This is a genomic window from Noviherbaspirillum sp. (assembly GCF_035627455.1).
Classification (GTDB): Bacteria; Pseudomonadota; Gammaproteobacteria; order Burkholderiales; family Burkholderiaceae_D; genus Noviherbaspirillum.
The window spans coordinates 1-12,375 of the sequence record NZ_DASPLS010000053.1; the positions used below are offsets into that span (position 1 = coordinate 1).

Annotated in this window: 6 protein-coding genes; 1 reads left to right on the top strand and 5 read right to left on the bottom strand. The window is 63.3% G+C overall.

The genetic code is table 11. The features are described 5' to 3' along the window. Together VEC01_RS09470 and selD are read right to left on the bottom strand one after the other, a co-directional pair. On the bottom strand, positions 1 to 6,361 hold a 6,361-nt coding region (locus tag VEC01_RS09470), incomplete at its 3' end, for a DUF4347 domain-containing protein (RefSeq protein WP_324900563.1). A gap of 260 nt (positions 6,362 to 6,621) precedes the next feature. Then, a complete protein-coding gene (selD, locus tag VEC01_RS09475) occupies positions 6,622 to 7,677 on the bottom strand; it encodes a selenide, water dikinase SelD (protein WP_324900564.1) in 1,056 nt (351 codons plus the stop codon). Between the two features lie 285 nt (positions 7,678 to 7,962). Between selD and mnmH the strand changes: the two genes are divergently transcribed. Next, positions 7,963 to 9,021, top strand: coding sequence for a tRNA 2-selenouridine(34) synthase MnmH (gene mnmH / locus VEC01_RS09480; protein ID WP_324900565.1), 1,059 nt, complete (start codon positions 7,963 to 7,965; stop codon positions 9,019 to 9,021). 125 nt (positions 9,022 to 9,146) lie between these two features. On the opposite strand, the gene VEC01_RS09485 is transcribed toward mnmH, so the two are convergent. From VEC01_RS09485 to VEC01_RS09495, 3 genes are all read right to left on the bottom strand, one after another. Further along, complete coding sequence (locus VEC01_RS09485) at positions 9,147 to 9,527, bottom strand: hypothetical protein (protein ID WP_324900566.1); 381 nt, start codon at positions 9,525 to 9,527, stop codon at positions 9,147 to 9,149. Positions 9,528 to 9,788: 261 nt separating this feature from the next. Beyond that, on the bottom strand, positions 9,789 to 11,714 hold the full coding sequence (locus VEC01_RS09490; RefSeq protein WP_324900567.1) for an AAA family ATPase: 1,926 nt from the start codon (positions 11,712 to 11,714) through the stop codon (positions 9,789 to 9,791). Between the two features lie 372 nt (positions 11,715 to 12,086). After that, positions 12,087 to 12,375, bottom strand: a 289-nt coding sequence (locus VEC01_RS09495; protein WP_324900568.1) for a hypothetical protein, incomplete at its 5' end; no start/stop codon positions are given.

The following is a 12,375-nucleotide window of genomic DNA, read 5'->3' on the forward strand; positions in this document are numbered from 1 at the left end:
CTTCGTACAGCTTGACCACGTCGCCGGCCACCGGCGCGGCAGCGCCGCTGCCGTTCAGGGAGACGCGGATGGTCGGCGTGGTGTCGCTGGTCTTGTCGTCGGCGTCGCTGGTACCGCTGTCGGATGTGGCCAGCAGGTCGACCGACGGCGCTGCCGGCGCGGTGCTGTCGCTGGCAATGGCCAATTCATTGTTCGTGGTGTCGGAAAGGATATTGCCCGCAACATCGGAAATGGTCGCGGTGACTTCATAGGTTCCGATCGGCAGGACGTCCGCCGGCGGGATGTTCAGGGTCCAGTTGTTCCCGGAAAGGGCGAGGTTGCCGTCGCCGGAGGTATACGTCTTCCCATTGACCGTCACCTGGAAGGTTTCACCCGCCGCGACCGTCGCCGTGCCGGTGATGGCAGGCGTAGTGTCGCTGGTGTTAAGTGTCGTCACCGTCACCGGCCCTGCGGGTGCGCTTGCATCGATCACGATCGCCTGGCTGGCAGTCGGGCCGCCGCTGCTTGCGGTCAGCGTGTAGGAGCCCGATGCGAGCGAGGTAGCCTGGTAATCGTAGCTCCAGTTGCCGCCGCTGTCTGCGGTGACGGTCGTGGAAAATACCTGAGCCGAAGCGGCATTCCTGAGAGTGACTGTCACGCTGGCATTGGCGCTGGCGCTGCCCTTGAACAGCAGGGTCGCGTCGCTGGTGATGAAGTCGGCGAGCACGCCCGTGTCGCTCGTGATGCTGTCGATCGACACGCCGCCGCCCGAAGCCTTGTCATGCAACACCGACGCGGAGCCGCTGTAGCTGTCGCCGCTGCCGTCGATGTAGGTGGCGGTGACGGCAATCACGCCATTGGCCATGCCGCTCAGGTTCAGCGCATCGAGCTGCCAGGTTCCATCATTGGCAACAGTCGCCGTATCGCTGATGGTGATCGTTCCGTCAGTCAGGGTTACGGTCAGTCTGCTGCCTGCCGGCGCGGTCGTGCTGCCCTTGATGACGACGCCGTTGTCTTCAGAGGCCGTCAGCGTGCCGTCGCCATTCTGACCGGATTCTCCGTCGATCGGCGTGGCGACCGTCACCGTCGGCGCTGTGGTGATTTGCACTGCCTTATTCGCGGTGCCGCTGTTGCCGACGCTATCGGTTGCCGTAGCGCTCAGGCCGAGCGTGTTGCCGCTGGTGTAGGTGACGGCGCCCGCGGACTCGGCCGGGATCGCTGATGCCGTGTCGACGCTCCAGCTGCCGCCGGCCTGGACCGTGGCGGTGTAGGTGTAGGTCGGGCCGCCGGCGACATTGTCCGGGTCGATTACCAGGGTGATCGTGCTGCCTGCAGCGAGATCCGTGGTGCCGGTGATGACCGGCGTGGTGGACGGCGTCTTCGCATTGGAGGTGATCGAAATCACCGGCGGGATGATGTCGACGTTGAGGGTTTGGCTCGCGCTTGTCGTGTTGCCGGCGGTGTCGGTGCCGGTCGCGGTGACGCCGACCGTGCCGGCCAGCCCGCCGGACGGGAAGCTGCCTGCGGACGGCGTCGCGCTGCCAGTGTCCACGCTCCAGGTATTGGTGCCGCCGCCATCCTTCACGATCACGATGTAGCTGACGCTATTGTTTGTTCCCGGGTCGTTGTCCGGATCGATGGTGATGCTCATCGACGAGCCGGCGGGCAGGTCGGTGGTGCCGGAAATGACCGGCGTGGTATCCCTTGTCGTGGACGGCGAGGTGATGGCGACGGTCGGGGCCGTGGTGTCGATCACCAGTTCGTTGCTGCTGCTGTCGGTCACCGAGCTTGCGCCGCGCGTGGTCGTGGCCTGCACTTCCTTCGTGCCCGCCGTGAGGGCAGCAGTGGTGAGCGACCAGGTATTCCCGGACACAACCAGCCCGTTCGATGTCGTATAAGTGGTGCCGCCGACGGTCACGGACAAGGCATCGCCCGCGATGTTGGTCCAGGTGCCGGTGAGTGTCGGCGTGGTGTCGTTCGTGGTCAGCCGGTTGACGTTGGGCCTGTCCAGCGCCGTCACCGTCGTGCTGTAGCCGAACGCATTGGTGCCGGTGGCAGTGATCTTCGCCCAGGTGTAAAGCCCGGACGAGGGCAGCGTGCCCGAGGTGGGTGTCGCGGTGCCGAGGTCCAGGCTCCAGCCGCCGCCGGATTGCACGGTGGCGGAGTAGGTCAGGCTGTTGTTCGTCGACGCATCGTTGTCGGGGTCGATGGTGACGACGATCGGCGTGCCGGCGGGCAGGCTGGTGGTGCCGGTGATCAGGGGCGTGCTGTCGGCGTCGAGGGCGGAGGCGTCGATCGTCAATGCGGGCGGAGTGCCGGCGGTTGGATCGGTCGTGTTGTAGGCCTGGCTTCCGGTTGCCGCCGCATTCCCTCGACCGCTGTTGATGCCATAGGCTTCCGCGCCGGCGATGCTGACAGTAACGCTGCCGGTCGATCCCGCAGTTGGCGTGACGACGAGGGTGTAGACCGACGGACCGATCTTGGTGAATGTCCCCTTGGTGCCGTTGGTCACTGTGATGTCCGATGCCGTGAAGGACTTCGCCGCGTCGGTGCCTTCCGCCACCATGTCTTCGCTGAAGGTGAAGGTAAATGTGACGTCCCCCGCGGCGGTGCCGGGGATGTTGTCGGTGATCGTGATCAGCGGCGTCGGCAGGGACAGGGTCGCAAGTTCGACATCCGTCACACTTACAGTCTTTGATGTATCCACGACGCTGCCGGTGACCTGGATCTGTCCGTTCTTCAGCGATTGGACTTCCGCCTTGGTGAGAGATACGGACCAGTTGTTGGTGCCCGCCGAATAGGTTGATCCGCTTGTGGCCGTCTTGGTTAAGGTCGTCGTGCCGTCGGTGATCGTCACCGTCACGGTGCTCGACGTGACATTCGTTTCACCGGAAATCGTGATGCCGCTGCCGATTTCGCTGACATCGATTTGGTTGTCGCCGGTGACCGCCTTGACATTGATCGTCTTGTCGGAGTTGCCGCTGCTCTGGCTGACGGCCCGGGATGAATCGACCACTTGCACGATGTTGCCGGCGCTATCCGTGGTGGTGGAGGTCGGACGAACCCGGATGTAGACAGTATTGATATTGCCCAGCGAGACGTTTGTCGTGGTACTCCATTCTCCCGTCGTAGCACTGGTCGTGGGTGTATAGCTTGCGAGGGCAGTGGTGTAACCGGCGTCGGAATACAGCGAGACGGTGAGAGGCGTGTTGAGCAATTCGCTTGTACCCTTGATCGTCACACCGGAATTCTTCTCGATGACCGACTGGGTAGTGTTGAAAATCTGGGGCGCGCTCTTGTCGTGCGTGACGCTGGTGTTGCTGGCACTGATGGCGGTCCCCGACAGCGTCGCCGTCACCGTCAGCGTGCCGTTGTCCAGGTTCGACAGGTTCAATCCGGTCGCCGACCATGTGCCGTTATTCACCGCGATGCCGCTTGCCGCCACCGAGTTGCCGTTGGCATCAGACACGACGACATTGACTGTGTACCCGGTCGTTGCGGTGCCGCTGATCGTGACCGCGTTGTCTTCCGTGACATTGAGCCAGCTGGCGCCGCCGCCGGTATTGCTGACTACGCCGAAGCCATCCGTCGTGGCCGTGCTGGTGATGCTGCCGACGGTGACCGACGGCGTCGAGATCGTCAGCGTCTGCGTGTCGGAGACGGTTCCGGTCGCATTCGTGGCCATGACGCCGACGTTCCCCGTGAAGCCGCCGACCGGGACGATGCCCGAGAGCGGCGTCGCTGTGCCGGTATCGAGCGTCCAGTTGCCGCTGCCGTCGGGCGTGACCGAGTAGGTCACCGCGTCGGAAAGGTTGCCGTCATTGTTCGGATCCAGCCGTACCAGCACGAAACCGCCTGCATTCGCCGACGTGCCGCTGATGGTCGGCGTCGTGTCGCTGCCGCTGGCGCTGGCGCCGCCGGTGATGTCGACCGCGGCCACCGGCGCGTTCGTGATCGTCAGCTCGCTGTCGGTGGTGTCGCTCACCGAGGTCATGCCGGCACGCGCCACGGTCGCGATCACGCTGTAGCTGTTGCCGCCCGCAAGCGGGGTCAGGCTGCCGCTGGTAGGCGTTGCCGTCGCCAGGTTCAGGCTCCAGCTGTTCCCGGTCGGCGTCAGGCTGTAGGTCGCGCCGCTGACCGTCACGGTAAGGGTGTCGCCGGCGGTCTTCGTCCAGGTGCCGGTGATCGTGGGCGTCGTGCTGTTGGTGGACTGCGTGTTGACGGTCGGCCGGTTGAGGGCGGTTGCGGTGGCGGAATTGCCGGCCGCATCCTGCGCGGTGGCGCTGATCTTCGTGTAGCTGGAGAGGCCGCCCGCGGGGAGGGTGCCGGATACCGGCGTTGCCGTCTGGGTGTTGATGCTCCAGGTATTCACTCCGCCGGTTCCGGCCACCACCAGCGCCCGGTAAACCAGGTTTGCCGTGGCGCTGTCGTTGTCGGCATCGAAGGTGATGGTGACGAAGGCGCCGGCGGGCAGGTCGGTGGTGCCGCTTACGGTCGGCGTACCGCTGGTGGCGCTGGCCAGCTGGTCGATCGCAATCGCCGGAGCGGTCTTGTCGTGCAGCACGGTCGCGGTATCCGACACGCTGTTCAGCGTTGCGGCGTCATTGTCCGGATCGTAGGTGGCTGTGATGGTGAGCGTTCCGTCGTTGAGCGTGCTCAGGTCGGCCACCATCTTCCACTTGCCGCTGACGGCGTCGTAACTGGCGGTGCCGGACACCGTATTGTTCGCGCTGTCGGTCACCGTCACGGTAAAGGTCTTGCTGTGGTCGGCGAGGTCGGATGCGACGTAGATCGCGGTCGCATCGTCTTCGGACGCATTCAACGTGCCGTCGCTGTCGACCGGCTCGCTGACGGTCAGCATCGTGATGGAAGGCAGGGGATTGGACGGCGACATCGTGCCGGAATAGGCGCCGAGCGACGTGAAGCTCGCGTTCTTGTCGTAGTTCGAGCCGACGCCGCCGATGTCGCCGTTGATCGGGCCGGTCTGCGTCTGCGTCATCGCCACGTAGCGCACCATCGTGTCCTTGGTGAAGCCGCTGATGCCGGCCGTGCCGCGCGGCCCGGCGACACCGCTGCGGTTGGCCGGCGAGGGCTTGGACAGCACGGTCGCGATATCGGTGAACGGAATCTTGAAGCTGACGAACACGTCAGTCTTGCCGTCATTGCTGAGGTCGCTGTTGCCGCTCCAGTGCGGATCGGTGCCGGCCGACACCGCGTTCACCGAGTAGTTGCTGGTGTTGAACGAATAGACGCCGTTGCTTGCAATCCAGCCGACCGGCAGTGGCGAGGTGCTGGTGGTATTGGGCGAAACATTGGCGCTGGTTCCCGGATCGAATAAACGGACCGCCTGGCCGTTGTTGCGTCCGTCGACCGCGAAAAAGAGATCGATCTTGCCGTCCAGGTTCGCATCCATGCCGATCAGCGCGACGCCGCCGAAGTAGGTCGGGCTGGTCGGATTATCGATGCGCAGGCGGAATGCCATCGTGTCGTCCGCGGTGCTGTTCGGCGTGCCGCCGTCGTCGTAGGCGGCGTACAGCATCGGGTGCGTGTCGTCGCCGATCAGATCGGTGTCGGCTGCGTTCGACTGGGTGTCGTTGTCCGGGTCGAATTTCGTGCCGCTCAGTACCGGAACCCAGTTCGAATTGCCGCTGAGGCTGATCGTGGATAGCCGCGCCTGGTACGCGGCGGCGCCTTCGGCCGTGAAGACGCTGCCCGCCTCGATCGTGCCGACCGCGGCTTCCAGTTGCCAGTCGCCGCCGGCCGCGGCACCGCCGGTGGCGTCGCGCGAGGCGGCAACGTCGGTGCCCGTGATTGCGGCGAGCCGCGCGACGAACTGCTGTCCGGCATCGCCGGCAGCGACGTCGCAGCCATAGATCAGCAGGTCGGCGCCTTCCGCCAGCGACGCGCGCCACGCCGAGAGGGCAGGGGCGCGGGCGTCGAGGTCGGCGATGGTAATGCTGTGCCCGCCGAGGGTCAGGAATCCCGGGCCGCCGTGCGAAACCAGGTGCATCGCGCCTACGCCGGGATTCTGCTCGAGCGCGTTTCCGATCTGCTCGAAAGGATCCTGCTGTGGATCGAGGCGGACGACCAACACATCGTCACGAACGCCGGCAAGCAGCACCTCCAGGTCGGGGACCGCGGGATCGACAAACAGGATTTCGCGCGCCGAGCGCGCTGCGTCGGGGGCGCCGAGCGCTGCGACTTCTACATGCTGCGCGAAAGATTCCTGCGCCTCGTGCGTGTCGCTGTGCGCCTCGGCCGCGCTGGCATCGTGCAGCGCGACACCGTCAAACAGGACCCGGGGTTCGAGTGCGAGCGGCCGGCGCCGACGCTTGGGGAGGGGAGTGGACGTCGGGCGTATGGTTTGGGGGCGCTTTGTCATTTCCGGGGCTGGCGCAAATGCCCGCCGGTCCACTGAACCTGCGGGCGCTCCTGTCTGGCACGCTGTTCAACGAAGAAACATTGCCCGACAGAAAAGTTTTAATGAGCTTGATATACGTCAATTGTACTAGCTCAATGGAAATGACGCCTGACGGTTAACGTGTTAGAAAACCAATAGTTCTGTTTTTGCCACACTTTAAGCAGGATTAAATTTCCTAAAGGAAATAAAGAGTATCAGGCTGTATTGTTCGGCAATTAATTTCAATTAACTTCCACCGCCGCAGAACCAGCGCGGATTTCCCCGATTACCGCAGCTTCCATGAATCCTTCGTTATGGAACAGCGCGAGAACCTCGGGGACGGCAGCCTCGTCGCACGAGACCAGCAGACCGCCCGAGGTCTGAGGATCGGTCAGCAGGGCCTGTTGTACCGGCGCAATATGCGACGCGAGCTTCACATCCTCGCCATACCCTGCCCAGTTGCGTGCCGATGCACCGGTCACGAAACCGCGGCCGGCCAGCTCTGCGACGCCTGGCAGGAGGGGAATCTTCGCCATCTCCAGCCGCACCGCGACCTTTGCACCGCGCGCCAGTTCGAGCGCATGGCCGAGCAGGCCGAAGCCGGTGACATCGGTCAGCGCATGCACGCCGGGCATTGCGGACAGCGACTTGCCGGGCTTGTTCAGCTTCGTGGTGTTGTCGATCATCGCGCGGTAGCCGGCATCGTTGAGCGCGTTCTTCTTCAGTGCGGCCGACAGAATGCCGACGCCGAGCGGCTTGCCCAGGACCAGCTTGTCGCCCGGCTTCGCATCCGCATTGCGCTTGACCTTGTCCGGATGGACCAGACCCATGACGACCAGGCCGTAGATCGGCTCCACAGAGTCGATGGTGTGGCCGCCGGCGATCGGAATGCCGGCTTCCGCGCAGATCGACTCGCCGCCCTGGATGATGCGGCCTATGACCTCGACCGGAAGCTGGCCGATCGGCATCGCGACCAGCGCCAGCGCCATGATCGGTGTGCCGCCCATCGCATACACGTCAGAAATCGCGTTGGTGGCGGCGATCCGGCCGAAATCGTAGGGATCGTCGACGATGGGCATGAAGAAGTCGGTGGTGGCGATCAGCGCCTGTTCGTCGTTCAGGCGGTACACCGCGGCGTCGTCCGAGGTTTCAATTCCGACCATCAGTTCCTTCGGCACCGGAAAGCCGGATGAGCGCCGGAGGATGTCAGCCAGCACGCCGGGAGCGATCTTGCAGCCGCAGCCGCCGCCATGGGAAAAGGAAGTGAGCCGGAGGGAAGTTTCAGCAGGTTTGTTCATGATAGGGGCAGAGGCGTGCGGATTTGTCGGGTGGCTGGGCAGGCTGCCCGGCGCGCGGGGGGAAGAATACTCCGGAATCCGGCTTTCGTCACATGGACGGGGTGTGCATTGGGAATCAACAAGGGCGCGGTCGGCAAGATTCCGGTCAAGCCCTGAGTCGATCATTTGCTGCCGCAAAAAGGTGCGGGGAGCATTCAAGCTGCGCGCGGAAGGCGCTCTTTCGCGCGAGGGGGGCCGGGACGCGGCGGGCTGGTCCATCCCCCTTCCGCGCCGTACAATAGCCGGATGCAAGATTTCCACACCTATGACCTGATCATCGATGCGCGCAGCCCGCGCGAGTACGAGGAAGATCACATTCCCGGCGCAATCAACCTGCCGGTCGTCGACAACGCCGAGTTCGCCGAAGTCGGCACGCTGCATCGCAGCGACCCGCTCGCCGCCTACCAGCTCGGCGCCCGCTATTCGCTGCTGAATGTCGCGCGCCATATCGAACATACGATCTCCCGCTATCCCGCGCGAAGCCGCATCCTGGTGTACTGCTTCCGAGGCGGCAAGCGCAGCAAGGTCTGGTTCGACGTGCTCGATACCATCGGCTACCGGGTGGAAAAGCTCAAGGGCGGCTGGAAGGCCTACCGGCGCTGGGTCAACGAGCAGCTTGCCGTCGCGCCCAGCAATTTCCGTTACATCGTTGTCAGCGGGCCCACCGGCTGCGGCAAGACGCGCCTGCTCGGCGCGCTGCACCAGGCAGGCGCGCAGGTGCTCGACCTCGAGGGGATTGCCACACACCGCGGCTCGATCATCGGTGCGGTGCCGGGACGAGAGCAGCCGTCCCAGAAGATGTTCGACAGCCTGCTGTTGCGCCGGCTGTCGGAATTCGATCGGCAACGGCCGGTGTGGGTAGAGTCGGAGAGCAAGAAGATCGGCCGGGTGCAGCTGCCCGATGCGCTTCTGACAAGCATGCGCGCCGGCATGACGATCGCGGTGGACGCGCCGATGCCGCAGCGCGTGCAACTGCTGCGGGAGGACTACGCGCATTTCGAAACCGATCCGACCTCGCTGATCGACCGGCTGCGCTTCTTGCGGCCGCTGATCGGAGGCGAAGAATTCACCGCATGGGAGCAGCTGGCCGACGCCCGGCAAGTGCCGGAATTGTTCGAGCGCCTGATGCGCAACCACTACGATCCGACTTACCGCCGTTCCATCCTGCGCAATTACCCAGAGATCGACAAGTCGCCGCAGATCCGGCTCCAGGATCTGTCGATCGAAGGACTGATGCCGGTGGCGCAGGAGATGCGGGACCGGTTTGAGGCGGAGGTGCCGGAAGCCGTGCTTCCCGGCGCGTAAAGCACCGACGCTCCCGCACAGGCGGGAGCCCATCCCGTGCCCACGCGGCTGTTTGAGGTGAGCGGATCAGGGGCTCCCGCCCGCGCGGGAGCGACGGCCGCAAGCTGTGCGGCGCGGCAAGCCCCTTACTGCTTATCGTTCGCCGCGACCACCCGGTTGACGAACATCACGCTCGGAAACGTCCGGTTGAGCAGCTTGCTGCGGAAATTCGTCATCACCGCACCGTCTTCGAACCGGATCATGCTGTTCTTCTTCACCTCGATCTTGGGGGCGGCGATCCACAAGGTATTTTTCCCCTGCAGGACTTCGATGTAGGTGTATTCGTTGGCATCGATCACGCTGACGACTTTGCCTTTTTGCGTCAGGTCGGCATCCGCGCTGCCGTGCGGGAGCTGCATCATGTCAGCGGCGGCGGCCGGGGACGGATGTCCGGCAGGCGGCGCGGCATGGGCGGAAACGGACGCGAGCAGCGCAGCCAGGGCGAACAGGGCGGATATCGGTTTCATTATGGTGTTGTCCTTGCAGGTAAAAAGACGACAGAGATCTGCCGCCTGTCAGAGTCGGATTTCAACGAAGCATCTTCCGGGCCAGCAATGGAAAAACCGCGCCGGCGCAGGGTTTGCCGCGGCCGGCAAGGAGCAGCCTCCCGGAAACGGGACGTGTTTTTTCCCGATTCCTGGAAGCGGACGTGAAAGCGGACAACACGAAAGCAAACGTAAAAACGCCCCGGCAAATGCCGGGGCGTTTGGAGGAGGGGGATTGGAAGCTCAGGCCGCTTTCGATTGCAGCGCGGTCATCCCGGCCAGCAGCTCGAAAACCTCGTCCTTGGACAGGACATAGCGCTCCAGCAAGGTATCCTTGAGCGACCACATGATGTCCTTGTATTGCTTCATTGCTTCCAGCGTGCACGTGTAGAGCTCATCCGCCTTGGCCTCCACCTGGCGCATCGCTTCCTCGCTCGCGCCTTCGCGCTTGAACTGCGTGTAATCCACCTTGGAGCGGGAATACATGGACAACTGGTTGACCATCAGGTCGAGTTTCGCAGTGATCTTCTGGATGTCGTTCTGGCTGCCGGTCGAGATGCCGCGCGCGCCGTAGAACAGTTCCTCGGCCGCGACGCCGCCGTAAAGCTGGATCACGTCCTGTTCCATTTCCTCCAGCGTCTGCAGCGACACGTCCTCCGACGACGACAGCACGTAGCCGAGCGCGCCGACCTTGGACACCGACTCGGTGCTGATCTTGAGCAGCGGCGACTTCGCTTTCACTTCGTCCCAGGACATGCCCGCACGCAGCAGCGGATCGATCTGCATGAAGAAGTGGCCCAGTTCGTGCAGCGCCACCCGCTCGCGCTTCTTGTCCTGTTCGGCGGTGGTCGCACGATCGGTCAGGCCGATGGTGGAACGCTCGAACGCGCGGAACATCACGTCGGTGGTGATCAGGATCTTTTCCTGGATCGCGATCATGCTGGCGCGGTCGACCACGGTTTCCAGCAGCGCCGGGCTGAGGTTGGCGGTGATTTCGGCGCAATAGTCGAGGTTCAGGTTCGCCCAGTCGATGCAGGACGGGTCCTTCTTCGCAAGGAACACGTTGAGCAGTTCGCGCCGCTCGGCCTTGTTCGGCAGGCGGAAATTGATCTTCACCGCGAAGCGGCGCAGCATCGCTTCGTCCATCTGCGTGGTGGCGTCGTTGAAGTTGGAGGCGACCACCCAGATCACGCCGGCGCCCTTGTCGCTCTTGATGCCGTCGAGCAGGGAGAGCAGGGTGTTGGCGGTATCGTCATCCCACTTCTTGTCGCCGCGGCCGCGCGGCATGAACAGGCTCTGCGCCTCATCCAGGAAGATGATGCAGCGCTCCATCGAGCAGGCCTTCTTGTGGATCGCGTTGAGCGCCTTCGAGCCGCCGCCGACCAGGCCGGACTCGAGGCCGGAGCCGGACGCCTGGATCAGCGGAATGTCCAGCTTCTTCGCAAGATAGCCGGCAAGCTTGGTCTTGCCGGTGCCGGCCGGCCCGGTCAGCATCACGTTGAACGGCTTGTCGATATTGTGCGAACGGTACAGGTCGCGGTTGCGGATCATCTCTTCCAGGTGGGCGACTTCCTGCTTGATGTCTTCCATCCCGATCAGGTCGTCCATGCTGCCCTTCAGGTTTTCCGGTTTGACGACAGAAGCGCTGCCGCCCATCCCCAGGCCGGGCACCGCCTTGCGCAGCACCACGAACAGCAGGACCAGCATCAACAGGCCGACGGCGTTGCGGGCGAGAAAGTTGCCCGCTTCCGCCCATGCACTGGCCTTGGTTTCCTCATCCTGGAGGATTTCCTTGTGCGCATCCAGATATTCCGCTTTCGCGATCGCGTAGGGGATGCCGTTCTTCAGCAGGACTTCGCGCTCGAGGTTCGCATGCGAGGTGCTCGGCACCTTGACCACATGGATTTCCGCGGTGTCCTTGTACTTGAATACATAGCGAGGGAAGTCCGACAGCGGCTGCGCTACCAGCAGGTATTCGAGGCGGGAAGGGCTGGCAGCCAGGCGGGTGATTTCGGAAATGTCTTGCGAGTGCACCACCGGGTTCGCGTCGCGCAGCGCGAGCGGCTTGAACACGACGGCGGCGACGCTGGCAAACGCGAGCAGCACCATCAGCACGGCACCGGTATACGCGCTGTTGAAGGCTTCAAAGACCTTGGAACATCTTGGCATTCGTTCGTCCTTATCTTAAATATGGAAGCGCGCGTGCCTGGGAGTCGGTGTCCTTGTGCCGCGCAACGTTTCTGGTCAGAAGGATTAGGACAGGGGGAAGGAGGTTTGGTTGCCCCGGACAAAAGAAAAAAGGCGAGATTTTTTCTATCGCGATGATAGGGCGAGCTACGGCCACTGTTGACCGAGACTTCTAGTGACCATCTGCAACTAGCCGTTGAGAAACCGCAAGTTCCTACAGGAATGGCAGTGCTTTAATGCCTTATCGTATTGCGCGTCCCAAAGGGGGGAACATGGTCTCGGCAATCATACTGTTGCTGGCATTAACGACGGCGGCACTGGTGCTCGGTGTCTTCGTCGTCGCGCTCGTCGAACTCAACGAAATCGACAAGGGATCGGAGCGCTCGGGTTCAGGCTAGACCCTTGCTGCTCCTCGTGCTGGCATTTTGCTTCCAGCAGGCGGGCAAAGGTCAGCAGTTCCTTGTCGGTCGCCATGTCGTTCATATAGAAAACGCCGCCGTCCGCGATCATCAGCTTCGCCTGGTGCGCGAGTTCCAGAATATCCTCGCGTCTCAGCTCATTCTGCCGGTGCTTCATGATGTTCGTCTCCTTGCGTTGGAAGTAGGAAATGCTGGGGGGAAATCGTCTCGTACGATGGCATCCG